The organism is Rhizobium sp. T1470, from assembly GCF_042140505.1.
In the GTDB taxonomy this organism is placed as follows: Bacteria; Pseudomonadota; Alphaproteobacteria; order Rhizobiales; family Rhizobiaceae; genus Rhizobium; species Rhizobium favelukesii.
On sequence record NZ_CP148091.1, the window covers coordinates 3,248,250 to 3,274,892 of the forward strand.

At 57.2% G+C, this 26,643-nt stretch carries 25 protein-coding genes and 5 pseudogenes; 10 read left to right on the forward strand and 20 right to left on the reverse strand.

Going from position 1 to position 26,643, the window contains the following annotated elements; translation table 11 throughout:
- Positions 1 to 271: 271 nt before the first annotated feature.
- Positions 272 to 1,111, reverse strand: coding sequence for an IS21-like element helper ATPase IstB (istB, locus tag WGT02_RS16375; RefSeq protein ID WP_208245483.1), 840 nt, complete (start codon positions 1,109 to 1,111; stop codon positions 272 to 274).
- On the reverse strand, positions 1,108 to 2,592 hold the full coding sequence (gene istA, locus WGT02_RS16380) for an IS21 family transposase (protein WP_208244988.1): 1,485 nt from the start codon (positions 2,590 to 2,592) through the stop codon (positions 1,108 to 1,110). Before istA (WGT02_RS16380) ends, istB begins: the two co-directional genes overlap by 4 nt.
- A gap of 391 nt (positions 2,593 to 2,983) precedes the next feature.
- Between istA (WGT02_RS16380) and WGT02_RS16385 the strand changes: the two genes are divergently transcribed.
- The gene (locus WGT02_RS16385) at positions 2,984 to 3,328 is read left to right on the forward strand and encodes a hypothetical protein (RefSeq protein ID WP_208249923.1); all 345 of its coding nucleotides are present in this window, start codon (positions 2,984 to 2,986) and stop codon (positions 3,326 to 3,328) included.
- 300 nt (positions 3,329 to 3,628) lie between these two features.
- On the opposite strand, the gene WGT02_RS16390 is transcribed toward WGT02_RS16385, so the two are convergent.
- From WGT02_RS16390 to WGT02_RS16435, 10 genes and pseudogenes are all read right to left on the reverse strand, one after another.
- Positions 3,629 to 4,108, reverse strand: coding sequence for a hypothetical protein (locus WGT02_RS16390; RefSeq protein WP_208249921.1), 480 nt, complete (start codon positions 4,106 to 4,108; stop codon positions 3,629 to 3,631).
- 760 nt (positions 4,109 to 4,868) lie between these two features.
- On the reverse strand, positions 4,869 to 5,618 hold the full coding sequence (locus WGT02_RS16395) for an isoprenylcysteine carboxylmethyltransferase family protein (RefSeq protein ID WP_208249919.1): 750 nt from the start codon (positions 5,616 to 5,618) through the stop codon (positions 4,869 to 4,871).
- 11 nt (positions 5,619 to 5,629) lie between these two features.
- Positions 5,630 to 6,391, reverse strand: coding sequence for a carboxy-S-adenosyl-L-methionine synthase CmoA (gene cmoA, locus WGT02_RS16400; RefSeq protein ID WP_037069943.1), 762 nt, complete (start codon positions 6,389 to 6,391; stop codon positions 5,630 to 5,632).
- 111 nt (positions 6,392 to 6,502) lie between these two features.
- Positions 6,503 to 6,976: a phosphatase PAP2 family protein gene (locus tag WGT02_RS16405; protein WP_225039715.1), complete on the reverse strand. Its 474-nt coding sequence runs from the start codon at positions 6,974 to 6,976 to the stop codon at positions 6,503 to 6,505.
- A 218-nt stretch (positions 6,977 to 7,194) separates the two neighbouring features.
- Positions 7,195 to 7,548: a response regulator transcription factor gene (locus WGT02_RS16410; protein WP_208249917.1), complete on the reverse strand. Its 354-nt coding sequence runs from the start codon at positions 7,546 to 7,548 to the stop codon at positions 7,195 to 7,197.
- A gap of 47 nt (positions 7,549 to 7,595) precedes the next feature.
- Positions 7,596 to 8,483: pseudogene (locus WGT02_RS16415) on the reverse strand (phosphoethanolamine transferase); the annotation flags it as partial.
- A 16-nt stretch (positions 8,484 to 8,499) separates the two neighbouring features.
- A protein-coding gene (locus WGT02_RS16420; protein WP_112334090.1) for an IS630 family transposase occupies positions 8,500 to 9,560 on the reverse strand; the annotation gives its coding sequence in 2 pieces (ribosomal slippage) (positions 8,500 to 9,068 and positions 9,068 to 9,560; 1,062 coding nt in all).
- A 35-nt stretch (positions 9,561 to 9,595) separates the two neighbouring features.
- The gene (locus tag WGT02_RS16425; RefSeq protein WP_225039717.1) at positions 9,596 to 10,552 is read right to left on the reverse strand and encodes a phosphoethanolamine transferase domain-containing protein; all 957 of its coding nucleotides are present in this window, start codon (positions 10,550 to 10,552) and stop codon (positions 9,596 to 9,598) included.
- A 124-nt stretch (positions 10,553 to 10,676) separates the two neighbouring features.
- Positions 10,677 to 10,988, reverse strand: a pseudogene (locus WGT02_RS16430) (molybdopterin-dependent oxidoreductase); the annotation flags it as partial.
- A complete protein-coding gene (locus WGT02_RS16435; RefSeq protein WP_208249916.1) occupies positions 10,934 to 11,257 on the reverse strand; it encodes a dienelactone hydrolase family protein in 324 nt (107 codons plus the stop codon). The pseudogene WGT02_RS16430 and the gene WGT02_RS16435, both read right to left, overlap by 55 nt.
- Positions 11,258 to 11,964: 707 nt before the next feature.
- Between WGT02_RS16435 and WGT02_RS16440 the strand changes: the two genes are divergently transcribed.
- Together WGT02_RS16440 and WGT02_RS16445 are read left to right on the forward strand one after the other, a co-directional pair.
- Positions 11,965 to 12,720, forward strand: a complete 756-nt coding sequence (locus WGT02_RS16440) for a COG4280 domain-containing protein (RefSeq protein ID WP_024318689.1) — start codon at positions 11,965 to 11,967, stop codon at positions 12,718 to 12,720.
- Positions 12,717 to 12,935 carry a hypothetical protein gene (locus WGT02_RS16445; protein WP_024318688.1) on the forward strand — a complete coding sequence of 73 codons (219 nt, stop codon included), beginning with the start codon at positions 12,717 to 12,719 and terminating at the stop codon, positions 12,933 to 12,935. Before WGT02_RS16440 ends, WGT02_RS16445 begins: the two co-directional genes overlap by 4 nt.
- A 502-nt stretch (positions 12,936 to 13,437) precedes the next feature.
- Here WGT02_RS16445 and WGT02_RS16450 read toward each other — a convergent pair.
- The 4 genes and pseudogenes from WGT02_RS16450 to WGT02_RS16465 all read right to left on the reverse strand — a co-directional run bounded on the left by WGT02_RS16450 (position 13,438) and on the right by WGT02_RS16465 (position 15,409).
- Positions 13,438 to 13,731: an HdeA/HdeB family chaperone gene (locus WGT02_RS16450; protein ID WP_024318687.1), complete on the reverse strand. Its 294-nt coding sequence runs from the start codon at positions 13,729 to 13,731 to the stop codon at positions 13,438 to 13,440.
- 196 nt (positions 13,732 to 13,927) lie between these two features.
- Positions 13,928 to 14,082, reverse strand: a pseudogene (locus tag WGT02_RS16455) (helix-turn-helix domain-containing protein); the annotation flags it as partial.
- Between the two features lie 224 nt (positions 14,083 to 14,306).
- Positions 14,307 to 15,089 carry an SDR family oxidoreductase gene (locus tag WGT02_RS16460; protein WP_024318686.1) on the reverse strand — a complete coding sequence of 261 codons (783 nt, stop codon included), beginning with the start codon at positions 15,087 to 15,089 and terminating at the stop codon, positions 14,307 to 14,309.
- Positions 15,086 to 15,409 (reverse strand): nuclear transport factor 2 family protein, encoded by a 324-nt coding sequence (locus tag WGT02_RS16465; RefSeq protein ID WP_029710505.1) that lies wholly within the window; start codon positions 15,407 to 15,409, stop codon positions 15,086 to 15,088. The genes WGT02_RS16460 and WGT02_RS16465 overlap by 4 nt, the downstream gene beginning before the upstream one ends.
- A gap of 76 nt (positions 15,410 to 15,485) precedes the next feature.
- Here WGT02_RS16465 and WGT02_RS16470 point away from each other — a divergent pair, with 76 nt between their 5' ends.
- The 3 genes from WGT02_RS16470 to WGT02_RS16480 all read left to right on the forward strand — a co-directional run bounded on the left by WGT02_RS16470 (position 15,486) and on the right by WGT02_RS16480 (position 17,725).
- Positions 15,486 to 15,875: a helix-turn-helix domain-containing protein gene (locus WGT02_RS16470; RefSeq protein ID WP_024318684.1), complete on the forward strand. Its 390-nt coding sequence runs from the start codon at positions 15,486 to 15,488 to the stop codon at positions 15,873 to 15,875.
- Between the two features lie 234 nt (positions 15,876 to 16,109).
- Positions 16,110 to 16,451 (forward strand): XRE family transcriptional regulator, encoded by a 342-nt coding sequence (locus WGT02_RS16475; protein WP_024318683.1) that lies wholly within the window; start codon positions 16,110 to 16,112, stop codon positions 16,449 to 16,451.
- Positions 16,448 to 17,725 carry a type II toxin-antitoxin system HipA family toxin gene (locus WGT02_RS16480; RefSeq protein WP_208249915.1) on the forward strand — a complete coding sequence of 426 codons (1,278 nt, stop codon included), beginning with the start codon at positions 16,448 to 16,450 and terminating at the stop codon, positions 17,723 to 17,725. The genes WGT02_RS16475 and WGT02_RS16480 overlap by 4 nt, the downstream gene beginning before the upstream one ends.
- 104 nt (positions 17,726 to 17,829) lie before the next feature.
- Here WGT02_RS16480 and WGT02_RS16485 read toward each other — a convergent pair whose 3' ends face one another.
- The 3 genes and pseudogenes from WGT02_RS16485 to WGT02_RS16495 form a co-directional block, all read right to left on the reverse strand.
- Complete coding sequence (locus WGT02_RS16485) at positions 17,830 to 17,991, reverse strand: hypothetical protein (RefSeq protein WP_157997360.1); 162 nt, start codon at positions 17,989 to 17,991, stop codon at positions 17,830 to 17,832.
- Positions 17,992 to 18,153: 162 nt separating this feature from the next.
- Positions 18,154 to 19,650: a mechanosensitive ion channel family protein gene (locus WGT02_RS16490; protein ID WP_208249914.1), complete on the reverse strand. Its 1,497-nt coding sequence runs from the start codon at positions 19,648 to 19,650 to the stop codon at positions 18,154 to 18,156.
- An 852-nt stretch (positions 19,651 to 20,502) separates the two neighbouring features.
- Positions 20,503 to 20,604, reverse strand: a pseudogene (locus WGT02_RS16495) (ornithine carbamoyltransferase); the annotation flags it as partial.
- 617 nt (positions 20,605 to 21,221) lie between these two features.
- On the opposite strand from WGT02_RS16495, the gene istA (WGT02_RS16500) reads away from it, so the two are divergent.
- The 4 genes and pseudogenes from istA (WGT02_RS16500) to WGT02_RS16515 all read left to right on the forward strand — a co-directional run bounded on the left by istA (WGT02_RS16500) (position 21,222) and on the right by WGT02_RS16515 (position 24,643).
- On the forward strand, positions 21,222 to 22,706 hold the full coding sequence (gene istA, locus WGT02_RS16500) for an IS21 family transposase (RefSeq protein ID WP_208244988.1): 1,485 nt from the start codon (positions 21,222 to 21,224) through the stop codon (positions 22,704 to 22,706).
- A pseudogene (locus tag WGT02_RS16505) lies at positions 22,703 to 23,167 on the forward strand (ATP-binding protein); the annotation flags it as partial. The gene istA (WGT02_RS16500) and the pseudogene WGT02_RS16505, both read left to right, overlap by 4 nt.
- Before the next feature lie 151 nt (positions 23,168 to 23,318).
- Entirely contained in the window at positions 23,319 to 23,507 is a 189-nt protein-coding gene (locus WGT02_RS16510) for a hypothetical protein (RefSeq protein ID WP_024318680.1), read from the forward strand.
- Between the two features lie 326 nt (positions 23,508 to 23,833).
- Positions 23,834 to 24,643: a hypothetical protein gene (locus tag WGT02_RS16515; protein ID WP_029710669.1), complete on the forward strand. Its 810-nt coding sequence runs from the start codon at positions 23,834 to 23,836 to the stop codon at positions 24,641 to 24,643.
- 575 nt (positions 24,644 to 25,218) lie between these two features.
- On the opposite strand, the gene WGT02_RS16520 is transcribed toward WGT02_RS16515, so the two are convergent.
- A complete protein-coding gene (locus tag WGT02_RS16520) occupies positions 25,219 to 26,517 on the reverse strand; it encodes a diguanylate cyclase domain-containing protein (RefSeq protein WP_208249909.1) in 1,299 nt (432 codons plus the stop codon).
- Positions 26,518 to 26,643 lie beyond the last annotated feature (126 nt).

Genomic DNA, 26,643 nt, shown 5'->3' on the forward strand with positions numbered 1-26,643 from the left:
GGAACTATCAAGACGCCGAAGCTTGCGATGCGCAGTGGCTGGGACTTATCGCGATGGCCGACCGACGGATCCGGCAAGTGTATAAATCCGCTGACCGTGGTACTACGACCTCAGGTTTATCGAAGCGGCAGGTGTATCCATGAAGACTGCGTGTTTGGGCTGGGGTATAGCGCGGCGATCTGGATGAGAGGCGCGCGACAATCTGGATGAGAATCCCGTGTGTCGCTGGCTGGGTGAGTTTATCTGTTTGATTGACGCTCGCAAGCGTCATTCATTGGTCTGATTGACGCTCCGCGACAATCTCGTTTGTGTTGTTGATTGTCGCGTAGGAGGACGGTCTTCCACGTTGGCGTTTTGCCTCCATGGCAGAGCGACGCCTGTAACTTTCGACGTTCATCTCGAAGATCGTTGCGTGATGAACAAGCCGGTCCACCGCGGCGAGCGTCATCGCCGGATCCGGGAATACACGGTTCCATTCTCCAAACGGCTGGTTTGCCGTAATCAGCATGGATTTACGCTCGTATCGCGCGGAGATCAGTTCAAACAGAACGCTTGTTTCGGCCTGATCCTTGGTGACGTAAGCAAGATCATCGAGAATGAGCAGATCGAATCTTTCGAGCTTGTTGATCGCGGATTCCAGTTGAAGTTCGCGGCGAGCGACCTGAAGCTTTTGAACAAGTTCCGTCGTGCGCGTGAAGAGAACCCGCCAACCATTTTCGACAAGTGCCAGCCCGATGGCGGCCGCCAAATGACTCTTGCCTCCGCCTGGTGGGCCGAACATCAGGACATTAGCGCCCTTAGCGATCCATGCGTCGCCAGCGGTGATCGCCATGACCTGGGCTTTCGAGATCATTGGCACGGCATCGAAGTCGAAGCTGTCAATGGTCTTGCCGGGCGGCAGTCTTGCCTCAGCGAGATGACGTTCAATCCTGCGCCGGTCTCGTTCCGAGAGCTCGTGCTCGGCGATGGCCGCAAGGAAGCGCGCTGCTGGCCAGCCTTCCTTGTCGGCCTGTTCAGCAAATTGCGGCCACAGAACTTTGATCGCTGGCAGGCGGAGTTCATTGAGCAGCAGGGAAAGGCGTGCGGCGTCGACGGAGCTGCTATTCTTCATGCTGCATCTCCCATCTCGTTCGATGCGAGCAGAACTTCGTAGCTGGAAAGAGGAGCCAGTTGGACGACGACACCGGGTATCGCGGCCGGATCGGGAGCGAACAGTGCGTTCAGGCGCTGCATGTTCGGCAGTTTACCGGCGTCGAGACTGAGCTGAAGTTGGTCGGCGAGTTCAGCCTCGCAGCCGCGGTCATGCGCAAGTGCGAGGAGCTCGACCATCAACTTACACGCCTGCTTCTCTGGCATCCGTTCAATCAAGAGGTCGAAGGTCTGCCGATACGATTGCCGTGGAAAGAGCTGATCGCGATAAACAAGGCCGAGCAGAGCCATGGGTTTGCGGCGCAGCGAATGAATGACATGCCGATAGTCGACGATCTGACTATGCTTGCCACTGGAGTGAGCGCGCCCTCGGGGCAGTGTCATCAATGGTGTTCCGCCGACAAACAGATCAAGGCGATCGTCGAAAAGGCGAATGCGCAGCGTGTGTCCGATCAGTCGGGAAGGAACTGTGTAGAAGACTTTACGCAGTGTGAAGCCCCCGGTGCGCGCGACACGCAGAACGATCTCCTCGAAATCGGTCGTTCGTCTTTCGGGCAAACGTTGCAGATGCGTTCGTTCCACATCGGTTCGCTTGCCCTTCAGCGCATTGCGACGGCCGATAATCTCATCGATGAAGCTGCGATAGCTGTCGAGGTCGTCGAAATCATTTGAACCTCGCATCAAGAGTGCGTCTTTAATCGCACTCTTGAGATGGCCATGGGAGCTTTCGATCGAGCCGTTCTCATGGGCGATACCCTTGTTGTTGCGCGTCGGCGTCATCAGGTAGTGCTCGCAGAGCTGCTCGTAGCGTTGCGTCAAATCCCGCTTTGCGTCGTTGTCGAGATTGCGGAAAGCAGCAGAGAGGCTATCCGTTCGGTGGTTCAATGGTGCCCCACCCACCGACCACAAAGCATTCTGCAAACCTTCCGCCAGGGCGACAAAGCTCTCTCCGCCCAAGATGACGTGCGCATGCTCAAAGCCGGACCAGACAAGACGAAAGTGATAAAGAAGATGATCAAGCGGCGCAGCGGCGACGCGAACGCCAATGCTGCCCATATCGGTGAAGTCGGATAGTCCAAGCCTGCCTGGCTCATGAACCTGCCGAAAGATAACCTCCTGTTCTTGGCCATGTATTGACCGCCATGCACTGATCCGCCTCTCCAGAGTCCGCCGAATTCCCTGTCCGAGTTCCGGATGACGCCGCAGCATCTCCTCGTAGAGGGCCACAGATCGAATACCTGGCGAGGACTTCAGGATCGGCACAACTTCGGCGTCGAAGATGTCGACGAGTGGATCGGGACGCCGCCGTTCACGGGCCGGCTTCTTTTGGGATGGTAGCCTGGCATCGCTATCAAGGCGGTAGGCTGTGGCAACGCTTATGGAGGATTTGGCGGCCGCAACAGTGACCGAATGCGTCTGACGCAACTTCATAAAAAGCCTCATTTGATGATCGTTTACATGGCGACCCGGCAATCGGTGCTCCTCTCAGGAATACACCTCGATACTGGGCCGGCCGCGATACACAAACGAGCCGAAAAATCTCGCCATCAGCGCTGCTGGAACTCCGGTCGGGCTACGCCCTCCCTACGTTCCAGCAGCGCTGACAGATTCTCATCTTGATTGACGCGCATTCTCATCCTGATTGTCGCGCCGCACTGGGGTTCGCTCGTCTGGGATCCGAGGGAACTGCCCCTCCGCTCAGAATGGTTGCCAGACGGCCCACCGATCCGAGTCGAATTCGTTCGCCAGTCCGGGAGGGAGAACGGGCGAATTACCCCGGTCATTCTGCCGTCTGCCGAAGCGGTCACGTCCCAATGGGCCGAAATGGATTCCGATGATCCGGAAGAGGCCAAGGAGCTGCTCCGGCTTCGGGAAGGCAAGCCTCATCGCCGCCACATCGGACTATGGCGTCTTCGGGCAGCCTGACCCCGCCTCCCTGCCCGGCCTATCCGACTGGGCCGCAGCAAGAGACGTCGACGCCGTGATTTGGACCGATCTACCTCCGAAATTTCAAGGCGAGGAAGGGCGAATCCCATCCATCGGGGAGGCCGCCTATCTGAATGGCCTGCCCGACGAACCTCGGGCCGCAGCGATCGAATACATCCGCAATGCACCGGCGCAGATCGATACCGCCTATCGTCGGGAACTCGCACTTCTGGTACCAGCGACAGCGCCTTGATCTTCCGACACGTTGGCGACCTGATAGGATCGGGCAATGGCATCGAGTGGATCGACGCCCAACGACCGACTACCTGGTATGGTCACTGAATGAAGCGCTGGCGACCAGTGAAGTCGCGACTCACCCGAGAGCCATGATCCGAGGCAAGGATCGATAATCGCGGAGCTACCGGATCATGTTCGAATCCAGATTGAGAATGGTGATCACGCCCGCCCCTGGTATCCGGCCTTCCTGTGCGACAGGTCGCGCCGGCACGACTGTCTTGCGATCGCCAGGACGGTCACGACGCCGCGGCGGCCCTCAGTTTGGCAATCGGAACTGGCGCGCCTGCCCAAATGGCCGGGAAGGTCGAAAGGCTCTCTGCCATCGCCTTGGTCGGACCGCAGATGAGCCGGTCACTTCCAGCGTTCGTTCGTAGTTCTCAACGACCGGCTTGAACACGATGTTCTTGTGGTGCGCGACGTTGTTGCGGAAGGTGCGCACGAATTCGACGCCGTCATGGAGGTCGACGATCGTCTTCCCGCGGGGAAATCCGGGCAACACGCTGTGGAGAGGGGCATGCCAAAGGTCCGGTTGGAAAGTCTTCGTGAAGACGCTTACCCAGAAGCCGAATGTCAGCTCGCTGGTAATGTAGTCCGAAAGGTTCCCTCGCCGGCCGAGATCAAGCTCGCGCTGGGCCGCTTCCCGAAGTTCCCCGGCAAGTTTCTTCGAGAGACGGTAGTCGAGCAGCGTTGAATTGTTGTACCAGTGCTTTCCGTACTTGGCGATAAGACGCTTCAATGCGAAGTTTCGAATGGTCACTTCGGCGAGATGGAGTGTCGGCAAAAGCGAACCTGCGACGGCGGCATTCCAAGCATGGAGCCGGAGTGCGGTCCTAAGGTCGTCATCCGCAGCCGTGAGGTATCGTTTCAGGCGGGCGGGAGAGATCGTCTGCCTGCTTGCCTCGAGCGCTTTCGGCGCGTGTAATTTTTCGTCTTGAAGGAATTGATCCGCTGCGATATATGTTCTGCATGCGCTAGCGGGTTTAATCCCTGTCGTAACAGACAAATCCCCACTAGACACAGTTACGAGGGCCGGACCTACGGGTGCCGGCCCTCCTTTGCTTCCAGCAGCATTCGAATTGTTCAAGGCCGTCTCCGATAAACGAGGTCGGCTCCATATAGCTCAGCGACGGAGCAACTTCCAGTCGTGCGGATTGCGGGTTGCGGTTCTGCAGCGAACTGGTTGCGGGTCTACTCGTGCAGACTCCAGTTGCGCGCTTCGTCGTTTCGACGGTTGAACGCCTCCGAAGGCAGTCCGGAGCGAAGCTCATCGGCACTTTCGCGCAGTCGCTCAGCATTGGCAGGAGTTGATAGCAGATGCATACGGCGGACTTCGCATTCTCGCAACTATCGCCTGGATCAACGCCACGGCAATTTATTGCTTGCCCTGGAGCACCGGAGAAAATAGTTGGCTCGCAGCCTGAAGCGATTGACCCCGGACCATTGTTAGCCCTGGATTTCGGTTCGGGGCGTCAGCGTTACCGCCCCGACCGACGTTATCAGTGCGCGGCAGTCATTTTGTCAAAGACCCCGAGCTTCTTGAGGGAACTCACCAGACCAGTGAGCGCAATCACCACAACGAATAGCGCCAGAAGCAATATCGCGTAAGACAACTCCTGGTCCGATATGGAGTCGGCCGCGATTCGATAAAATTCCGTCGCCAGCAACGCGATCAGTGTCGACGACATCGTGGAATAGTCCTTGGCAATAACCCGCTTCGCATTGAAAGCCATTCCCTCTGTCGATGCCGAGAACGCACTCAACTTGAGTCCCCATCTGGGGACATCGCGGCAATATGCGCTGTACGCGTCACCGAATTTGTCAGCCAGAAATTCCTCTTCAGCGTAGATGATGCACTGGTAGATGAAGCCGAATAACAAGCATCCGACGATGACGACTACTGGATCGCCGTGGAACAGGAAAAGCCCCGAGTAAACGAGCATGTTCCCGACGTACAACGGGTTGCGACAGACGCCGAACATGCCTTCCGTAACCAAGTCCTTGGCATAGACCCGTTTGTTAAGACCGCCTCGCTTGATGTAAGCGTATCCAATTACGGTTGCGCGCAATAGCAAACCTGCGAGTACTATTAGCAATGCGACGATATCCGCCCACTGCTTGAGTGCTGCGCTACCCAGAACCGTCGTCGTCGGTGGCGCGGCAATAAACAATGCAACGATGATCAGCGGAAACGCCTGGTTTCGGTACTTGAAAAAGAACGTCCCGATCGTGAGCATAAGATTTTTCATGACAAACCGTCTTACTTTACCGCGACAATGCCGCAGAAGTTATACCACCGGAAGAACACCTCCGTGCTCTTGAACCCCACCTCCTTGAGCAATTGGAGGTTCTCCTCGAGGCGGTAAGGAATGAGCACGTTTTCCAGGGCCTCCCTCTTCTTCGATATTTCGATCGAGGAGTATCCGTTACGCCGCTTGAAGTCATAGTAGTGGTCGATGAAGAGCCGGTTGAAAGTCGTGTCCTCGCTGGTCAACTTTTCGATCAGTAGCAAACATCCGTGCTCGTTGAGCCCGTCGTAGATCGTCTTCATGACACGTTCGCGAAAGAGCGGACGCACAAATTGAAGCGTTAGGAGCATCGTCACGACGCTAGCGTTTTCAACAGAGAAGCCGCGGTGAAGGTCGCCTGTTACCAGATCGATTGATCGGTTTGTTCCTGATGCCTCGATCTTCTCCGCCGCCTTCTTGAGCATGTCTGGAGCATTATCGATTCCGACGAAATCCACGTGATTGTCGACGATGTGGTCCAGCGCGAGCAGCGTCGTAGCCGTCGAGCAGCCAATGTCATAGAGGTGCGACTGAGGTTGCGCAAAATCCCGGGCCAGTTCGCAAACCATGCGCTGCATCTCCCCGTAGAACGGGACCGAGCGGCTGACCATGTCGTCGAATACGTTTGCGACGGTGGAATTGAATGCAAAGTCCGCAACCGCATCCCGTTCGTCGGCGAACACCTCGTCACGAGAATTCGTATGCAGGATAAGACGGTTAGACGGCTCGGTCATATCCGCTCCAGATGTACAGCAATGTTAGATGGGCGTGCTTTTCCCCAAAGCACACCCGGCGCGCAGCGATTTGGTCACAGAAGTCTGACGCCAACCTGAAAGCGCCGAATTTCACACGAATTGAGGAAGGAACCGCCTGAAGGTAAGCCAGCAGGCGAAGGACCAGACTGAGCCCGCACACCACCCGAAGAGCACATCGATCGGAAAATGTACGCCGAGGTAGATTCGGCTAATGCCTATCGTGCAGATGAGCGCGACAGCAACAAGGTATACATATGCTTTCTGGGCTGGCGAACGTAGAAATCGGACCGCGACAGTTGCCAATGTCAGATAGGTTGCGGCGGAAACCATAGCGTGACCGCTGGGAAAACTAGCATCGCCGACGGGCACCAGATGGGTGACTACGTCCGGACGGGGTCTTGCGGTCCATATCTTCAGTGCATTGCTGCATAGCCAGCCGCCTGCGAAGCCAACTGCAAGGAACAAGGCATCGACCCGTCGACGCGCAACCAGCAGGAAGCCAATAGTGGCCAGCGTGATCAACAGGAGCACCGCCACTCCGCCCAGGCTCGTGTAGTTCACCATCGCTGTCTTTACCCAGGCGGGTCCGAGAGGCAGGGCAACATCGTCCGCGTGCCTCAACGAGAGAAGAAAAGCCTGATCCCACGCAAGCGTATCGCCTTCGCGAACCTCCACCGCGGCGTAGAATAGTGTCGCGATACCTAGCAGTAGAAGAGCAAAGGGTAGAACCCGATAAGCGACCGTCCAACTCAGGCGCGCCCGTGCACTGCAGAACTCTCGCCTCATTGCTTGATTTGCCTCATTCGTGCGGAAAGTTCGTCCAGGTTGAAAGGTTTAACGAGGAAATCATTCGCTCCTCCCTTCATTCTCGCCAGCCGATCGCTGTACTGGTCTTGTGCCGTCATGATGATAACCGGAACCTTGTCATTTCCTCCGCGGATGTCGCGCAGGAGCGAAAGGCCATTGCCGTCCGGCAGACGCAGATCCAGGAGTACCAGGTCATACTTCTTCGATACCAGCCTACGGGTAGCCTCCTTCAGGTTCATGCACCAATCGACGCGGTGCCCATCAGCCACCACATGGGCTGATACTGCGTCCCCGATGTCGATGTTGTCTTCGATGACAAGCACATTCACCGGATCACGTTCCTATGTGTTGCGTCGCCGTTGCGTGGTTGTGATTCTCAAGAGCTCCCACTCCTGCACTTCGCGAATACGTCGAGCTTCTGCTCGTAGACGGACGTCTCCACGTTCATCATCCCGAGCACGCTATGGAAAAGGTTGTCGTGGGAGGTTGGAGCGGTCGCTTCCTTTCGTAGGCAGGCCGTGTCCAGATCCATTGATTTGGTAAAATCGTCGTTAAACCACGTCAGGAACGGCACGTGCGTCTGCTGCGAGGGAGCGAAAAGGTATGGCGTTCCATGTAGGTAGAGCCCCTTCTCACCGAGGGATTCCCCGTGATCGGACATGTAAATCAGGCCCGTCGCCATCTTCCCGGAACGAGCCTTCAGATGGTCGATGACGGTCGCGAGGAAGTAGTCGGTGTAGAGTATCGAGTTGTCGTAGGCGTTGATGATCTCTCCTACCTGGCACTTGCCAAGCTCCGGGGTTCGACAATCCGGAAAAAACTTTCCCTGGTGTTCAGGGTATCGGAGATAATAAGCGGGTCCGTGGCTGCCCAGCTGATGGAGTACAAGGACGCTGTCGCCTTTGACGTGGTCCAGCCAGTCATCGAGTTTGTCCAGGAAGATGCCATCCAGGCACTCACCCTGCTGGCAGAACCGCGGGTCTTTCGAGTTCGCCAAGTCGACGTATTTGATCCGATCAGCGACACCCTTGCTCCCGGTGTTGTTGTCAAACCACGCCACGTCAATGCCGGCATGCGCCAGCACGTCTACTAGCGTTTCGTTGGCCATCGCCTTCGCATGAGTGAAATCCGAGCGCGTGAACCGCGAGAACATGCAGGGAATTGACGTCGCGGTAGCCGTGCCGCAACTCGTAGTATTCGGGAAATAGACGACGTTCGCGACTTTGAGCCGCGGATTGGTCTCCCGTTGGTATCCGCCGAGTGATACCAACATGCATTGATCAAAACCGATGCGCCCACTCGCGCAGTCCAATGGACATTATCTTCCAGGGTTGCGCGACGAGTTTGTTCCAGGCGGCACAGCAGTGAGCGACGATGTCCTCGTAGTCTGTGAAGATGCGGTTCGACAGCCAGTTGTCCCTCATAAACTGCCAGACGTTTTCGACAGGGTTCAATTCAGGCGAACGCGGCGGCAAGAACAGCAATGTGATGTTGTCAGGGACGCTGAGCTTCGGCGTGACGTGCCATCCGGCTTGATCGAGGATGAGGACCGCGTGAGCGCCGTCATCGACTGCCTGGCTGATTTCCAGCAGATGTTGATTCATGGCGTCGGTATCGCAATAGGGCAATACGAGGCCCGCGCCCTTACCTTTCTTGGGGCAGATGGCACCGAAGATGTACGCCCACATCGTCCGTTGATCCAGCGGCGCTGAAGGTCGGGTGCCACGGCGAGCCCATCGGCGGGTGATCTTGTTTTTCTGACCTATGCGCGCCTCGTCGGCCCACCAGAGTTCGATCTCGGTATTCTTCGGGAGGCTGCTTCTGATGGCTGCCAATGCGGCAGGGAACTCTTTTTAAAAGCGTCCACTTCGGGTTCATTCTGGGCGTAGTGGCGCGGCCGGGCAGACAGCTTGGCAAAGCCGAGAGCCTTCAATTCGCGACCAACCGTGGTCTCGTCCATCGAGATCCGGAATTCCTGGAAGATCCATTGGACCAGATCCTTGCGCCGCCACCGAACGACACCGTGGATAGCCGGGATCGGACCACGCTCTACAATCTTGGCCAAGGCCTGGCGCTGATCATCATTCAGCTTGGGCCGATTGCCGGGAGCCTTGCCGTTGAGGAGCCCGGCCGACCCGTGCTCATTGAAACGAACGACCCAGTCGCGAACAATCTGCAAGGTCACGCCCCCGATCCGGGCCGCATCTGTACGCGAGCCGCCGTCATAAATTTCCGCCAACGCCAGAAGCCGCCGCGCTTGAGCGGCATCCTTGGTCCCTTTCGCGAACTGCCGCAGAGCAGGACCATCAAAATCATCGCGCAATGCAATCGCCGAACCCATTGCAAACCTCCCGTTTGCCCCATGGATTCAGATTTTCACCGATTCGGGAATCCCAAGTGAGTCGCACTCTGCGCTCGCTGGTATGACAAGTTCTCCGCGCGCGCGGTCTCGCCCGCGACAATGACCGTAACCCGCGGCTTGTTGATGGGCGGCTCGGGCGACTTGACCGTGGCGTCGACTCCGACAGATTGAACGACGATCGAAGCCTCTTTCCCGGCATCTAGGAAATAGCGAGCGGTACTGACGATCGGTGTGACAGGATTGAAGCTCTTAGAGATGTCCCGCCGCTCCCTGACGGCTGCCGTGTACTCCCGCGAGTATGTTACGCCGCAGATGCCGAAGATCGCGAGTGAGGCGAGGATTGCAATGAGGTTCCAGAAGAACTTTCGCATAAACGTGCGATGATCAACCTTCGTCCAGACTATGAGCAACGATGGCACGATGCCGAAGATGGCAACATGCGTAAGGAAATCAGAGGTGATCAAATGCTGGGCTTCCGCCGGCGTTGTCTCCATCGCGTTGCGGATCATGTCGCTGTCGATGACCACCCCGAATGTGTCGGTGAAATGAGATGCCACCGCCGCGACGACGACCAGGAAGATCAGAAACGGCTTGATGAGGTACTTGGTTGAAAATGGGGTGATTGCGGCAACGAACAGTGCGAGCATCGCGAGATACAGAGCCCAAAGCGGACCACTTCCGCTTCCAAGATAGTCGGTGACCTTCTGCCAGAACGTGTTGTTGCAGAAGACAAGGATGTAGCAGCTTGTAAGTATGCAGAGCGGGATGCTGCCAATCTTCGGCCGCAGCGAGCTCACTTTTGTGGGCATTGTCGTCAATTTAACCTCTCCAACGCAAGCGCGTGTTTTGGAGGCAATTGCTGACAGACACCTGAAGCTGGAAAGATGAACAATTATGTCCAGATTCGTCGGGTCACGGCTTCCCATCACTTGGCTTCTGGTTACAAACGTGATCGATTGCAGTTCACTCAACGATTGCTGCGCTTGGTATGGATACCACCTCTGATTTTAGCCCAGCGCCGGAACATGCGATCGCTTCGGCCTGTCGACCCAGTTCGGACTCGCTGGGGGCGTTTGCGGAAGGAGGCGGATTCCTAGACATGCTACGAGCAAAGTGCTGTGGCATCTTGATATCTCGTATCGTGACATCGCCGATGTCGGTACCGAAGAAGACTACCTCTATACCATTATCAAGGACGCCGGCTTCCTGCAGGATCGCGCCAAGCGGCGTGCCTGCCCAGCGGGCGTTGCCGATGCCGCCGGTGAAAAAGGGGAAGCCGTGGTTGCCCGAGCATTCCACTGTGAAAACGACCTCTTGCCGAGGCCGCGCCTTGATGGCGTCGAGCGTCAAGTTCAAGGGCTTTTTGACCAGGCCCTCGTCGATCGTTGGTCGATTGAAGGTGCCGATGTAACAAATCCCTCAAGTGCCAAGCGCCTTGCGGCCTCCTCGAAGTGCGGTGTCAGACCTAACTTGTCATGAGCCACAATTACACCGGGGTGAGGCTCCGTGTCGGTGTCGGGGCGGGCGACATAGCAGTCAAGTTTGCCCCAATCCACATCGATAGCCACCCTTTCGGTGCGCAATCGCGGGTCGTCGTTGCCGATTTGAGGCGCACTTGCATATTCCGACACATGGCACAAGGCAGCCTTGCTATGGCTGCCATGCCGGCCAAGCATTCTGCCGTATCAAGAAGAAACATCCGGCGCTTCATACGTGCAAGGAAGTTCAAATGACTTCGATCTCCGTTGGGGCAAGACATACTAGCGCAACTCTCCGAGCGTAAAAACCAGCGGCGCAGAGGGCGTGCTTGGGACCCGAACCACGCGGCCTACTCGCACACCGGAGCCTGGACAACTTGGAACCTGGCGAGCCAAAGCTCAAATAGATGCGCACATGTCGCGTTTAAGGTGACCGTCAGCATCGGCGTCCAAATAGCAATGCGTGATCAATATTCTCCGCAAATTTTAAGATCGCCCCGACGCGTGACGGAGGCATGTTTGCTAGGGAGGCCGCCTCGTGGACCCTTTGGTCCATCCATCCTCGACCGAATCTTTCATCCTGTCCCCTCCAACCCGCGCAAGCTTCGGGCTATCCCGCTCGATGCACTGCAAGCCCACGAGGTCGATGATCTGGTTTCTCCATGCTCGTTGTTTGACCGGAGGACGGTCGGCCTGCGGCCGACTATCCGGAAAACAATCTGACGGGCGAGGTCGTGGACAGCGCCTTCCACGGTCGCTGTTGGCGGCTTCAGGTGAAGATTGGTGACGACCCGGTCGACTGGTCCCGCGGGGAGCAGAAAGGCGCCCTCCCGCATTTTCGCTCCCTCCGGAGCGATGCACCGTTTTGCCCGCATGAAATTCAAAGATCGAAACGGAAAAATCAAATGACAACGATAACAGGCATAACCTCGACGATGACGGCGTCATTCCTCGGCTCCCTTGTTGAGGTTGTAGAAGCCTTCACCATCATACTGGCGGTCGGCGTGACGCAGAGCTGGCGGCCGGCGTTTATCGGAACGGGCCTCGCCCTCGCGGTTCTGGCAATCCTCGTGCTGGCGCTCGGACCGCTGCTTGGAATGATACCCATCGAACTCATGCAGTTCGTGATTGGGACCCTGCTGATACTGTTCGGCTTGCGGTGGCTTCGCAAGGCGATCCTGCGGGCGTCCGGGTTCATCGCCCTTCACGACGAAGAAAAGGCATTCGCGGAGGAAACCGACAACCTTCGACGCCAGGCATCGGATAGACGAGCGAACGTTCTTGCCGCGATCGCTGCCTTCAAGGCAGTTCTGCTCGAAGGGGTCGAAGTCGTTTTCATCGTCATCGCCACTGGCGCTGGCCACGGCATGATCGGTTATGCGAGCATCGGCGCGTTGGCTGCTTGCTTGCTGGTACTGGTTATCGGCCTCTTTGTGCACAAGCCCCTTTCGACCGTCCCCGAGAACAGCTTGAAGTTCGTGGTCGGCCTGCTCCTCAGCGCGTTCGGCATCTTCTGGGTAGGCGAGGGCATCGGCGCGGGTTGGCCGGGAGCTGATCTGTCGCTGATCGCCATCCTCGCGGTGTTGATCGTCGTGTCGTTCGGTCTGGTCCGGATGCTCCAACAGTATTTTGACTCCCATACAAAGCAGGTAGCACGATGAATTTCCTGAAACTGGTCCTGAAAGAAACAATTGGCCTGTTCATCGACGACGGGGCACTCGCACTGCTCACGATCGCGCTGATCGCCCTGGTCGGCGTCCTGGTGACGCTCGAGGGTATCGATGGGTTGCTCGGCGCGTGCATCCTCTTCCTTGGATGCCTGCTCATCCTCGCGGAAAGCGTCGCGAGGGCAGCACGCCGGAAATTCAAAGGCTGACCGGGCCGTAGTAGAGGGCAGCCTTGCAATTACCAGGTGGCTGATTACCTGCTCATTTCCGCATATAGCCCATTGTATTGGCAGCAAGATTTCCCAATAAACTAAAACTCCATGGAACCATTTGGGGGGCTCGTTTCCTCTTCAGAATTACCAAATCGTGGCCGCCGAACTTGTCCGCTAGCGTTGCGAATCACAGGCGCGACAGACGGGGTCGACAGCGTCAATTCTGGAGATCGAAAATGAAGAAATTGGTTTTGTCAGAAGTTGTTGCGGTGATTGCCGCAAGCACGGGAATGGGTGTAGTGGACACGGCAGCCTTGCGCTGTTGTCCCTACTCTGTTGCAAGGGATATACTTGGCACGCCTGCCAGGAATATCGCAGCCACCGAGGCGGCGATGAGAGGCTTGGATCCGAACATTGTCCGTCTCCCGCGAAAGAGGCCACAGCCGTGGCCTCGATGCCTCAGTGGCGGCGTGATTGCCGCCACCGTCATAGATTCGGATTACGACTTGGAGACCGCTTCCATGGCGTCCGCCAGCGTGGAGGTGGCGTTTTTCTTGCAATAGGCGGCGACCTTCTCCGCATTGGCGTGGGCCTTGTCGCCATCGATCATGGCACTGCCAGCTTTGCCGTGAACGTACCCGTTTACCCACATCGCCACACCGATGGTCTTCGCGGCGGGCATGTCGCCGACATCCTTGCAGGTGAGTTTCGACATGTCCACTTCCGCGGCCAACGCCTGGCTTGTCAAGCCAATACCTGCAACTGCTATTGCGATTGAAACAAGGCGTATCATGATCTTCCTCCCAAATTCGCCCGTTGCCAGAGCGAGGGCTCGTGTGTGTGGTGGTATGTTTGGAAACCACAAGGCGCCGTGGCCAGGATCGACCGCGGCAGATCGTAATTTAGAAACAACTAATAATAGCACGATACGTTGAGGAATACGCGTAATTTTATCGCGCTCTCTGGCGACACGAACGACAGTGGAGGGTGCGTCGCGATCGATCTGTCAGTCCTTCCAGACCGCTGTCGTTATAGCGGTGATGATCTTGTGACCGGTCTTGCGGGAGATGCCGAATTCGCGGCACAGCGCCGCTATCTTCTCGCCATCCAGAACCCGCGCAACGAATTTGAGACGCTCGTCCATGCGGTTGCACTTCTGCCAAGGCACCTTCGCTCTCCTCGCAAAGGCAAAAAGTGTAACCCATGTCTCCGGTTTGAACTGTCACCCCTCTCTCGGGAAGGACACTTACCATGCCAAGGCTTTTTCTGGTCTTGGTCACGAATTGGTCACTCCGTTCTGCGCCACCCGCCGCGCCCCGTCGCATAGCAGCCTGATTGCGATTGTTGCGGCATTAAGAGGCAATCATCTCAAGCTGTCGGCACAGTGCCACCGTCGATGGTGTATTCGGTCCCGGTGATTGCGCTCGCACGAGGGGACACGAGAAAAGCGATCAAATCCGCGACTTCCTCTGGCTTGGCCGGTCTGCCGAGCGGTATGCCTCCCAACCCCTTCATGATGATCTGCTTGCCGCCTTCGTAGTCCGTGCCAGCTTCATAGGCCAAACGCTGTGCCAAGCGCACGGCCGCCTCCGTTTCTACCCAGCCTGGCGAAACTCGCACGACGCGAATGCCCTTCGGCGTGACCTCTTTCGAGAGGCTCTTGCTGTAGGTCGAAAGCGCAGCTTTCGCCGCAGCGTAGGCAGTCGTGGACTCGGGGAGCGGTAACTGGTGCTGAATCGACGTAACATGAATGATGACGCCTGATCCCTGTTCAAGCATTAGCGGAAGCAATGCGCGGTCGATGCGAACGGCAGACATGAGATTTTGGTTGAGCGCCTTTGCCCATTCGTCGTCGCTAAGGGCTGCGAAGCCTCCAGCAGGCGCACTCGACCCACCCAAAACATTGACAATGATGTCGATGCCACCGAGTTGTTCCGTGACCGCTCGGGCGACCGCCTCGCAGCCTTCAGCCGTTGCAAGGTCGGCGGCGACATAAAGCGGACCGCCGGCGGACGGCGGCGGAACCGAACGCGCCGACGTCAGCACGGTCGCGCCAGCATCCAGCAGCGTTGCGACAACCGCCGCGCCAACGCCTTGCGTTCCGCCACTTACCAGTGCGCGCTTGCCTTGCAAATCGAGGCTAAAACTCATAGCGCCGTCTCCAGCGCCGCAATCTTTCCGCCTTCCAGTACAAAGAAATATCGCAGATCGACGGGGCTTCCGGGGAAGTTGCCGACGAGGTGGCTGGTGACGATCACCTTGCCATCAGCGCGCTCTATCTTAAGCGGCTCACTCGTATATTCATACTTTGCCGACGCTTCGGCCTTCCAGCGCGCAATTGCGGCTCGTCCCTTGTAGGTATTACCTTCGTCTTTTACGATGGCGTTCTCAGTAAAACACTTGGCAACAGCATTACCGTCGCCCTTGTCAGCCGTGAAGTAGTCAGCAATTGGCTTTGGCAGATCAATCATTTACATGGCCTCTCTGGTTAAGCCTTGTACGGCCAGCGGGATTGCGCGGAATTAAGTATGGCGATACGCTATCAAAATGACAAGAACACACGAAAAAGTAAGGTACATACCAAAAGGTAAGGTTGGCACCTATACACGCGAAATGGCGGCGGAGGGCGTCGAGCAGGCATTGAAGCTGTTGGAAGGGCGGTGGAAGCTCACCATCCTGTTTCACCTGTTTGGTGGCCGGATCATGCGGTTTTCCGATTTGGAGCGCGGCATCCCCTTGATTTCACAGAAAATGCTGATCCAGCAGCTTCGACAGATGGAGAAGGACGGGATCGTCCGTCGCATTGTCCATCATCAGGTGCCGCCAAAGGTCGAATATGGCCTGACAGATTGGGGGCAGGCGCTATGCCCGGCACTCGACGCCTTGCTGACCTGGGCAGCAGAGCGTCCGGCGCCCGACAGCGCTGAAGGAGATTAGCTGCCCGTCGGCATGACATCTCTAACTTTCGCGTATGTGAAACACGCGAAAGTTAAAATTCTGATAAAGGTGCGCGTTTTCATAATGTTCACAATAATGGTCATTAAGCGGCTTTTGGTTCACGTTCGCGGACATAGCTGGCACAATGCGTTTTGGGCGTTCTGAGCGCATCAGTTGATTTAACGTTCATAATCGTGTACACTAACTGCTATAGCGACTACGATCGTGAACGCAATGGACAAGAACGCATCATATAACCTGCCTATCCCCGTCCGGCGTGCCCTGCGCAAGCTGGGCCAGGATATCCGCGATGCACGGCGGCGGCGGCGCATTCCGTCGGCAATCCTAGCCGAGCGCGCCTCGATCAGCCGCACAACCCTTGTCAAGGTCGAGAAGGGCGACGCGGGCGTGTCGCTTGGCACCTATGCCACCATATTATTTGTGCTTGGATTGATTGATCGTCTTTCCACCCTTGCGGACGTGCGGCACGACCCGCGCGGACTGGAGCTGGAAGAAGAGCATCTGCCGAGACGCATCAGACGCCCCAAGAGCCCCCAGCCCTCGAAGGACGGATGATGGATCAGGAAACGCTCGTCTATGTCGACCTTGGCGGCGCCTCCCATCTTGTCGGGAAGCTCTGGGCACATATGCGCAAGAACCGCGAAAGCGCCACTTTCGAGTATGCGCCGTCATGGCTTGAGAATGGACAGCGTTTTGCTCTGGAGCCTGCCTTGAACCTCGGCGAGGGCGCGTTCCACACTGCGGCCGACAGATTCATGTTCGGCTCAATCGGCGATTCCGCACCCGACCGGTGGGGCCGCGCTTTGATGCGCCGGGCCGAAAGACGCCGCGCTGAAAAAGCCGGGGAACCGCCGCGCACTCTGGGAGAAATCGACTATCTTCTCGCGGTCGATGACGAGGCTAGGCAGGGAGCCTTGCGTTTTGCTGGCAAGGAAGGCGGGCCCTTCCTCGCGGATCACGAGGACGCCACACGCATCCCGCCGCTGATTGAACTGCCGAGGCTGCTGGCCGCTACCGAGCGCATCATTGATGATGATCATGATGGTCATGATGATGATGAGGATGAGAATTTGCGACTGCTTCTTGCGCCGGGCTCCTCCCTCGGCGGCGCGCGTCCGAAGGCGTCCGTCAGAGACAGGGACGGCGCGCTCGTCATCGCAAAGTTTCCGCACAAGGATGACGAATTCAATACCGTCGCCTGGGAGGCCGTTGCACTGTCTCTTGCGGCGAGGGCCGGGATAGCGACCGCCGCATCACAGTTTGAGCATATCGCCGAAAAGCCGGTGCTGCTGCTCCGCCGCTTTGATCGTGACGGCGCGACCCGCATTCCGTTTCTGTCAGCCATGAGCATGCTGGGCGCAAAGGATAACGAGCCGCACAGCTATCTGGAGATCGTCGATGCCCTGCGGCAGAGCGGTGCGAGAGCGAAAGAAGACATGCGCGAGTTATGGCGGCGCATTGTCTTCACGATCATGATCTCGAATTCAGACGACCATATGCGCAATCACGGCTTTCTCTACACAGGCCCTGACGGCTGGGCTCTTTCCCCTGCCTATGATCTCAACCCCGTTCCGGTCGATATCAAACCGCGTGTTCTCTCGACGGCGATTGACCTCGACGACCAAACTGCCTCTCTCGACGTGGCATTGTCCGTCGCAGATTATTTTGAACTGAAGCCCGCACAGGCGCGCGGGATCGCGGCCGAGGTTGCCGCCAGCGTTTCCTGCTGGAGAGACGAGGCCGGGCGCATTGGGCTCAGCGTAAGGGAGTGTGATCGTATGGCGTCAGCCTTCGAGCATGGCGATCTTGCGGCGGCATTGAAGAAATAGCTGACGGCTTGCCGGACGGCTTCAGAAATTATAACGCACGAACAAGGACATACGAGTTCCCAGTTTCATCCTCTCCGGCGCGCTAAATTGTTGTGGTCCCGGCGTTATTCGACAGGCCCTTTCGCCAGGGTCTTCACAAGGCGGACGTCATCGTCGGCGGCCGGCGGCACGGCATCTGCTTCAACGCCCTGGCCTTCCTGCCTCAGCCACCAGACCGACAGCTTCGACAGATTGTAGAGCCCGTTCGGCTGGCGAACGGCTCTCAACGTGATGGCAGCGTCGTGATCGAAGGAGCCCGTCGCGCGACTCCACCCCGTATCCGGTCGGAAACAGCGGTTTTGGTGCTCTCGCCTTTCAAGCCCTTCACCGCGGGAACGGTTCCGGCTCCCGTTTCCCGCGCAAGAGACTTTACCCCCGGCATTTCATGACTAGCGGCGTCGCCTTTGGCCTTCGCTGCGGGGGGTCTCTGAGATCTTTCGCAGAAAGCTGCGAAGCTTCGACAGGAACATCTCGGGCGCTTCAGCATCGTCGCTCTGACGCGCAACCACGTCCCTGCGGTTCATTTCCTGCCCCCTGCGAGCCAATACTTCAAAGCTCTTGACGAGATCCGGCCGTACCGCGATGGCGTCACCCACGCCCTGTTTGTCAAGGCTGTAAGCGGTCACGGGTGTCAGTGCGGTAGCGGTTGCCGCGTAGGGTGTCCCTGTGATCATGCCGATCGCCCCAAGGCTGCTGCCCGGCCCCAATCGGAAGATCACTTCGGGCCATTCGGGAGTATCATTCGAAATCTCCACGGTGCCCGACGCCAGAATGAACAGCACTTTCGGATCATCGCCCTGCTTCATGAGTTTGTCGCCCGCCGCAAACCACACCTCGACCAGATGCTCCGCCAAGAGAATTCGATCGGACTCGGCGAGCACTCCGAACCAGTCAGACTCCTGGAGGAGCGTTGCTGCGCTTGGAACGTCCAAGCGCGCTCGGATCGGGACACCCGGAACGGCAAGTGCAATGCCCGCGTGGCGAAGATGGGATTGAACGTGGCCCAGCAGTTCGGTACGGGCTGCGACGAGCACTTCGATGCTTGGAATGGAAAAGCTGATGTCATAGGCCACGCCATCGCCCTCAAGTCCCGTGCGGGCGACACTGGGCGGCGGCGTCGCGGACAGCAACATGCAGGTTTTGACTGCCGCGTTCAGAACCGCCATACAACGATCCGGCAGTTCGTTCGCCGCGAGCTTCACCGTGATTGAGACGCGACGGATGTTCGTCGGCATACTGTGGTTCACCAGGCGTGCCTTAGCCATCACGCTGTTGGGAACGATGGCAACGTCCCCGTTCGGCGTCGCAATGTGCGTGGAGCGCCAGTTTACCTGTATGACCCGGCCTTCGATCCCGCCTTCTACCCAAACCAGATCGCCGGGACTGTAGGGCCGCTCGATGCCAACGGCGATCCCGGAGAATACGTCTGACAAGCTACTCTGAAGCGCTAAGCCCAACACGATCGCAATGACGCCGGAGGTGGCAAGAAGGCCGCCGACCGGAACGGCGAAGACGAAGTTGATCACGGCGAACAGCGTCAGAAGATGGATGATCCCGGCCATCAGGTCAGAGACGATGCGGGTTTCTCGTGGCTTGGCCTCGAACACCACGAACAGCCGGACAATGCCGATTGCACACTGGGCCGCGATAAGCCACCATCCGACCCCGATAAGTTGCTGCCATATTCGGGCGCCGGGCTGCACGGTATCAAATTCCGGACCAAACGGTGAGCCCACCGTTCGCAGCACGAGATATGTGAGCGCGATGAAAGCCGCCAGCTGCCACGCGGCTCTCGCCCAAAGCGGCCATCCTCGCGTCATCAACGGCACGATCATCGCCGCAAACAACAGCAAAGTTGCACTGATCTGAGCGGCTTCTTTCGTCATGTTGAAATCCGATTGATAGAAGAAACCCGGCAACTACGCCGTCGCGGGCCGGGAGAATGTAAACTTCGGAACCCCGAAGGAACAAGTGCTGGCGGCTTCCTGACTCTCGGGATTTTCTTCTTTCTTCCGAACTGCCAACCAAACGGCAAACGATTCCCTGTAGCCCTGTAGCTGCTATAATAGCAATTAGCCATGCGCAGCGTGCGTGTCTTACTGTATCCTCGCGTTGCCTCACGCGTAGGCTACTTCAATGCACCGGCACCTGTCATAATATTGGCATATGGAGGGCGGCTTCGATGAAAGACAATCAAGGCGCTAGGTATCGGATCTGCGAGGACGCTTTCGGCATTTTCTCGGTGATCGATGACGCCATAGGTCTTCCCGCCGAAGTAGGAGTGACGTTCGTTCTTTTGCAAAAGCCGGAAGCACACGATTTTCTCACCTGGCTTCGACGAGGGTATCATCCTCCACGACTGCAATCTTCTTCGACCCGACGCAGTCAGCGAATGTCAAACGAGGCAATTGGATTCAAACGATACCCGATAAAGGTTTATCCCGTGCCTGCGGCTCTACAGCCCGGTCGAACCGTTCTTCACCAAGACCTGGCGGCCGAGTGAGGTCGAAGTCGTTAAGTGGTCAGCGAGCGAACGCGATAGCATCGCGTCAGGGATCGGCCACCGCTTGGCCGATCCGTCCATCCTCGATTTCATTTCGAACGGCTGTTTGCGGGACCAAAACTTAGTCGAATAAACGTGTTTCGCTACCCAGGCGGCCTTGGGTGTGATCGCTTCCCTTTCCGGACAAGCCCGTCTTCCGCTACCGGCCAGAAGCAAACGAAAGCGCGGGCCAACCTTAGGCAATAGCCCATTCCATTAAGGCGTTCTGGGCATGCAGCAAGAATGCCTTTGCAGTGCGGCTTTGACATACTGGGTGCGACATTGCATCGGCAGTCATCCGGAGGCGCAATCATCTCGGAACAAAGGGGCGGTTTCATCGGAATCGGCACACTGCCCCTGTAGGATTTTTCCATGAATGTACGTCAAGAACGCCGCTTTAGGGATTAGTATGAAGACGGCTCCGAACTGCATCTAATTGGCACGGGATGCGAAGGTCCGTACTTTCAGCTGGTTGGCATTTTGGAGGATGGCCTCCGGAAGGCCGGGTTGCCGAGTGACGTGCCGTTCGGCTTGTGCCGATCCAGGACGAACACGGCTCCGCTCGGTTATCAACTGGGACTGTATCCTGGAAACGTCGGTACTTCATACTGCGCACATCCCGGCGCGGTCCTCATTGAATTACGTGGCTTTCGCGGCCATGTGATCGGCAATGCACGTAGCGTCTTCACCAACGCCAAACAGCTGCGGCGCGACAATCAGGATGAGAATGCGCGTCAATCAAGATGAGAATCTGTCAGCGCTGCTGGAACGTAGGGAGGGCGTAGCCCGACCGGAGTTCCAGCAGCGCTGATGGCGAGATTTTTCGGCTCGTTTGTGTATCGCGGCCGGCCCAGTATCGAGGTGTATTCCTGAGAGGAGCACCGATTGCCGGGTCGCCATGTAAACGATCATCAAATGAGGCTTTTTATGAAGTTGCGTCAGACGCATTCGGTCACTGTTGCGGCCGCCAAATCCTCCATAAGCGTTGCCACAGCCTACCGCCTTGATAGCGATGCCAGGCTACCATCCCAAAAGAAGCCGGCCCGTGAACGGCGGCGTCCCGATCCACTCGTCGACATCTTCGACGCCGAAGTTGTGCCGATCCTGAAGTCCTCGCCAGGTATTCGATCTGTGGCCCTCTACGAGGAGATGCTGCGGCGTCATCCGGAACTCGGACAGGGAATTCGGCGGACTCTGGAGAGGCGGATCAGTGCATGGCGGTCAATACATGGCCAAGAACAGGAGGTTATCTTTCGGCAGGTTCATGAGCCAGGCAGGCTTGGACTATCCGACTTCACCGATATGGGCAGCATTGGCGTTCGCGTCGCCGCTGCGCCGCTTGATCATCTTCTTTATCACTTTCGTCTTGTCTGGTCCGGCTTTGAGCATGCGCACGTCATCTTGGGCGGAGAGAGCTTTGTCGCCCTGGCGGAAGGTTTGCAGAATGCTTTGTGGTCGGTGGGTGGGGCACCATTGAACCACCGAACGGATAGCCTCTCTGCTGCTTTCCGCAATCTCGACAACGACGCAAAGCGGGATTTGACGCAACGCTACGAGCAGCTCTGCGAGCACTACCTGATGACGCCGACGCGCAACAACAAGGGTATCGCCCATGAGAACGGCTCGATCGAAAGCTCCCATGGCCATCTCAAGAGTGCGATTAAAGACGCACTCTTGATGCGAGGTTCAAATGATTTCGACGACCTCGACAGCTATCGCAGCTTCATCGATGAGATTATCGGCCGTCGCAATGCGCTGAAGGGCAAGCGAACCGATGTGGAACGAACGCATCTGCAACGTTTGCCCGAAAGACGAACGACCGATTTCGAGGAGATCGTTCTGCGTGTCGCGCGCACCGGGGGCTTCACACTGCGTAAAGTCTTCTACACAGTTCCTTCCCGACTGATCGGACACACGCTGCGCATTCGCCTTTTCGACGATCGCCTTGATCTGTTTGTCGGCGGAACACCATTGATGACACTGCCCCGAGGGCGCGCTCACTCCAGTGGCAAGCATAGTCAGATCGTCGACTATCGGCATGTCATTCATTCGCTGCGCCGCAAACCCATGGCTCTGCTCGGCCTTGTTTATCGCGATCAGCTCTTTCCACGGCAATCGTATCGGCAGACCTTCGACCTCTTGATTGAACGGATGCCAGAGAAGCAGGCGTGTAAGTTGATGGTCGAGCTCCTCGCACTTGCGCATGACCGCGGCTGCGAGGCTGAACTCGCCGACCAACTTCAGCTCAGTCTCGACGCCGGTAAACTGCCGAACATGCAGCGCCTGAACGCACTGTTCGCTCCCGATCCGGCCGCGATACCCGGTGTCGTCGTCCAACTGGCTCCTCTTTCCAGCTACGAAGTTCTGCTCGCATCGAACGAGATGGGAGATGCAGCATGAAGAATAGCAGCTCCGTCGACGCCGCACGCCTTTCCCTGCTGCTCAATGAACTCCGCCTGCCAGCGATCAAAGTTCTGTGGCCGCAATTTGCTGAACAGGCCGACAAGGAAGGCTGGCCAGCAGCGCGCTTCCTTGCGGCCATCGCCGAGCACGAGCTCTCGGAACGAGACCGGCGCAGGATTGAACGTCATCTCGCTGAGGCAAGACTGCCGCCCGGCAAGACCATTGACAGCTTCGACTTCGATGCCGTGCCAATGATCTCGAAAGCCCAGGTCATGGCGATCACCGCTGGCGACGCATGGATCGCTAAGGGCGCTAATGTCCTGATGTTCGGCCCACCAGGCGGAGGCAAGAGTCATTTGGCGGCCGCCATCGGGCTGGTAACAAGAAGGCGAACCAATGCCCTACAAGCGGTACGGTTTAGAGGAGAACTCAGACGGCAGTTGGCGTGTCATAGACTACCGTGAAGGAAAGGCTGCGGAAAAGAACGGAGAGGTTCTCGATCGGTTACCCCACGATACCGCTAGCAACCTTGAATTTATCCTTAACGCCCAAGAGAAAGGGAAGAGGACGGCTAAGGTCGCGCCACAGCAGCACCCAAAGGCACACCTCATGGCAGCCGTGCGGTATAGCCGTCGCGAGAACCTAAACAACTACTGGACAGTCGTCGATGCAGTCACCGGTCAGCCGGTCGTTATCGATGGGGTGGTCATGGATATGCTTCTCGACGAGGAGGCCGAGGAACTGGTCGAGCGGCTGAACCGTAATGAGAATGAATATGGACCCTTTAAGCGGCCCTAATGTCCACCCTATGGAAGGAGGCTCGCCTCTGTCGGTCGCGCTAGATGCCTCTCCGATTTGGACGATAATCTGTTCCAAACAGAGGGAAAATATAGCGCGCACGCGGCTAAACTCATATTGCCCTAAAGGGCAATGACAAGCGTTTAGAAAACGGCTTCACAACTGATACCCGCCAAACCACAGAATGCCCTATTGTTCTGGACCAAGTGTTGTCACCGTGCACTTGCGCCAACATTAGGACTATCTCATCATGCTTGCAACATGCGACCTTGGGGGGCTCCTGCATGGCTCCGCTGGAGTGTTGAACCGACTTGCAGGTAGGAGCAATGACTGTGTCAGAAAATTCTCTCAAACTCCTGAGTTATATCGTCCTTCTGACATCAATAGCTACATCTGCGCACGCCCAGTCCAGTGAGGAGCTAGCGAAAAAGCTCTCGAACCCGATTGCCTCTCTGATCAGCGTGCCATTCCAGTTCAACTATGACCAAGGGTACGGCCCCCAAGATGGCGATCACGCTACGCTGAATATTCAGCCGGTGATTCCGTTTTCACTCAATGAAGACTGGAACCTCATATCCCGAACAATCCTGCCTGTGACCTGGCAGGACGACATCGCTGGCCCGTCAGGCGAGCAGTTCGGGCTTGGGGACACGCTGCAGAGTTTCTTCCTGTCGCCTGCCAAGCCAACTGAAAGTGGAATCATCTGGGGCGTCGGCCCTGCATTCCTTCTGCCCACCGGCACCGACGAACTCCTCGGAACAGGAAAGTGGGGCGCAGGTCCAACTGGCGTTGCTCTAAAGCAGGAAGGTCCCTGGACATTCGGCATACTGGCAAACCATATTTGGTCGTTTGCCGGACAGAGCGACCGTGCTGACGTCAGTTCGACGTATCTACAGCCTTTCATTTCTTATACGACGCCTGAAGCCTGGACGTTTTCATTGAACACCGAGAGTACATACGACTGGGAAGCCAAGGACTGGTCGGTCCCGATCAACTTCCAGGTCTCAAAGATTGTAAAGTTCGGCGAACAGCCCGTAAGCTTTGGCATAGGTGCGCGTTACTGGGCGCAATCACCGGAAAACGGACCGGACGGCTGGGGAGTTCGGGCGGTCGTCACCTTCTTGTTCCCGAAATAGAGCGACCGCGACGGCTGCAGCGTTTGTCTGACTAGCCTTCACCGGAAAGTTCCTCGCGCAATCAGCCATGTGCACCACACCGAGAACAGAAATGCAACGGCAACAGCCCACACGGGATGTTCAAGTGCGGCCATCCAGAAATCGAGACCTGTCCCGCATACTGCTTCCAAGGCGGCCAGCAAATGTCGACCCCCCAATATCCCACCATCTCGACCTTCTGCCAACCGGTCGGTACATCTTGCGGGATGAAGATTAAGGGGCAGGCTGCGGCCAAGCGACCCCGTCGGCACCATGAGCCAGCCGTGAAAGCAGGCCTGCTTCGCGGCGCAATATCCGGTGTTTGCGGATATTTACGTCCCAGTCATGACCGCAGTCCTCGAAACTGCTTAAAGAATCTAGTTCGAGGTGTGAGCGGGACACCGCGTACGTCTATCCTGTAATATGCTGATGAGATGCTTTTAAACAATTGGCGTTTTCCGGTCGTTATCGATGGGCTGCGATTGCCGGTCCAAGTCCATCACCTCTACCCAGAATCACCCGCCTCGTCCCGCTATGACTTGCCATGCAGACGTCGATCATCCCGTCATTTCGCAAACCACTGCCGTGTTTTTGCCTTTCGCCTTGGCCTCGTAGAGACACTTGTCGGCGTGCCTCATCATCTTTTCGAGAGTCGGCGTGGAGGAGATGGTCCAGGCAGCTCCTACGCTTGCTTCGACAAGCACGACACCTTCCTTCAAGTCGATAGGCGCGGCCAGTTCAGCTACGATACGACCTGCAACTCGCTCAGCGACTTCACCGCCACCTTCGAGAACAACGACAAATTCGTCTCCGCCCAACCGGCATACGGCATCACTGGGTCGGACCGCCGCCTTCAATCTCGAGGCCGTCTCGATCAGCACCTGGTCGCCGGCGGCATGACCTAAGCTGTCGTTGACCTCCTTGAAGCCATCGAGATCGATCGTGAGCACCAGTCGGCCCTTCTCCTTACTCATGCGATCGAACTTCTTCTGCAGGCCGCGCCGATTGAAAAGTCCTGTTAGCACGTCGGTGTCAGCATTGGCCTCAAGTTCGGCGCGTCGCAGGTGTTCTTCAGTAAAGTCGATCACCACGCCAATTATACGGAAGGGTGTTCCCTGAGCGTCCCTAAGCAGACGCCTGTCACAACGCATCCAGCGCTCTCCTTCGGTGGTTCGAAGACGATATTCCGCTACAGACTTGTCGACCTTCCCTTCCAGAAGCGGCGTCAGGTCGGCAGCAGGATGGTCATCTTGGTGCACGTTTACCAGGTACGCCTTGAGGTCCATTCGACCTGCCTGGGGTCCGCCGATGAAACGCGCCAGCCGGTCCGACGTCTCGAAACTCTTTGTCTGCAGGTCCATGTGCCAAAAACCGCCCCTCGCCGCCTCCATGGCGAGTTCCAACTGTGCCGCGCGTTCCAAGAGTTGACGTTCAATCCGGCGAGCCTCCGTCACGTCCTCGATCATCGCCAGCAGTCGCGCAACCTCCCCTGACGGTTTCCGCATTGCTGTCACCGTCAGGCATGCTTCAACCACCGAGTTGTCCGGTCTCAAGTATCTCTTATCGAGCCGATAGCCGTCCCTCTTTCCACGGAGGACATCATTGAACAGGTTCATGTCCGTTTCCAAATCGTCCGGATGCGTTATGTGGCCAAATGGGACATCGGTCAGATCGTCGCGCGCTCGAGCGAGCATGGTGGCAAGACTTCCGTTCACCTTGACGATCTTCCCAGAAGGACTAACCAGCGCAACGCCGATCGGCGCAGCTTCAAACGCGTAGTCGAAAAGAGCACCGCGCTCCTCCGCCGAATGTGCCGACTCTCGATACAACGGCTTAACGTTTCCAGATTGCTTCAATGATCTCTCCGCTGAAGGTTCTTGCGACGGCCGAGGTGACATGATGACAGGGCAATGAGGGGGTTTGATGTCCGATGAATATCGTGTCTGTGCGATCTTGAGCTATTTGCGATTCTGGAGAAGATT

Coding starts and splice junctions, on each gene's coding strand:
- istB (WP_208245483.1), bottom strand. CDS start 1,111: ATGAAGAATAGCAGCTCCGTCGACGCCGCACGCCTTTCCCTGCTGCTC.
- istA (WP_208244988.1), bottom strand. CDS start 2,592: ATGAGGCTTTTTATGAAGTTGCGTCAGACGCATTCGGTCACTGTTGCG.
- WGT02_RS16385 (WP_208249923.1), top strand. CDS start 2,984: ATGATCCGGAAGAGGCCAAGGAGCTGCTCCGGCTTCGGGAAGGCAAGC.
- WGT02_RS16395 (WP_208249919.1), bottom strand. CDS start 5,618: ATGAAAAATCTTATGCTCACGATCGGGACGTTCTTTTTCAAGTACCGA.
- cmoA (WP_037069943.1), bottom strand. CDS start 6,391: ATGACCGAGCCGTCTAACCGTCTTATCCTGCATACGAATTCTCGTGAC.
- WGT02_RS16405 (WP_225039715.1), bottom strand. CDS start 6,976: ATGGTGAACTACACGAGCCTGGGCGGAGTGGCGGTGCTCCTGTTGATC.
- WGT02_RS16435 (WP_208249916.1), bottom strand. CDS start 11,257: ATGCTTGGCCGGCATGGCAGCCATAGCAAGGCTGCCTTGTGCCATGTG.
- WGT02_RS16440 (WP_024318689.1), top strand. CDS start 11,965: ATGACAACGATAACAGGCATAACCTCGACGATGACGGCGTCATTCCTC.
- WGT02_RS16445 (WP_024318688.1), top strand. CDS start 12,717: ATGAATTTCCTGAAACTGGTCCTGAAAGAAACAATTGGCCTGTTCATC.
- WGT02_RS16450 (WP_024318687.1), bottom strand. CDS start 13,731: ATGATACGCCTTGTTTCAATCGCAATAGCAGTTGCAGGTATTGGCTTG.
- WGT02_RS16460 (WP_024318686.1), bottom strand. CDS start 15,089: ATGAGTTTTAGCCTCGATTTGCAAGGCAAGCGCGCACTGGTAAGTGGC.
- WGT02_RS16465 (WP_029710505.1), bottom strand. CDS start 15,409: ATGATTGATCTGCCAAAGCCAATTGCTGACTACTTCACGGCTGACAAG.
- WGT02_RS16470 (WP_024318684.1), top strand. CDS start 15,486: ATGACAAGAACACACGAAAAAGTAAGGTACATACCAAAAGGTAAGGTT.
- WGT02_RS16475 (WP_024318683.1), top strand. CDS start 16,110: ATGGACAAGAACGCATCATATAACCTGCCTATCCCCGTCCGGCGTGCC.
- WGT02_RS16480 (WP_208249915.1), top strand. CDS start 16,448: ATGATGGATCAGGAAACGCTCGTCTATGTCGACCTTGGCGGCGCCTCC.
- WGT02_RS16490 (WP_208249914.1), bottom strand. CDS start 19,650: ATGACGAAAGAAGCCGCTCAGATCAGTGCAACTTTGCTGTTGTTTGCG.
- istA (WP_208244988.1), top strand. CDS start 21,222: ATGAGGCTTTTTATGAAGTTGCGTCAGACGCATTCGGTCACTGTTGCG.
- WGT02_RS16510 (WP_024318680.1), top strand. CDS start 23,319: ATGGCAGCCGTGCGGTATAGCCGTCGCGAGAACCTAAACAACTACTGG.
- WGT02_RS16515 (WP_029710669.1), top strand. CDS start 23,834: ATGACTGTGTCAGAAAATTCTCTCAAACTCCTGAGTTATATCGTCCTT.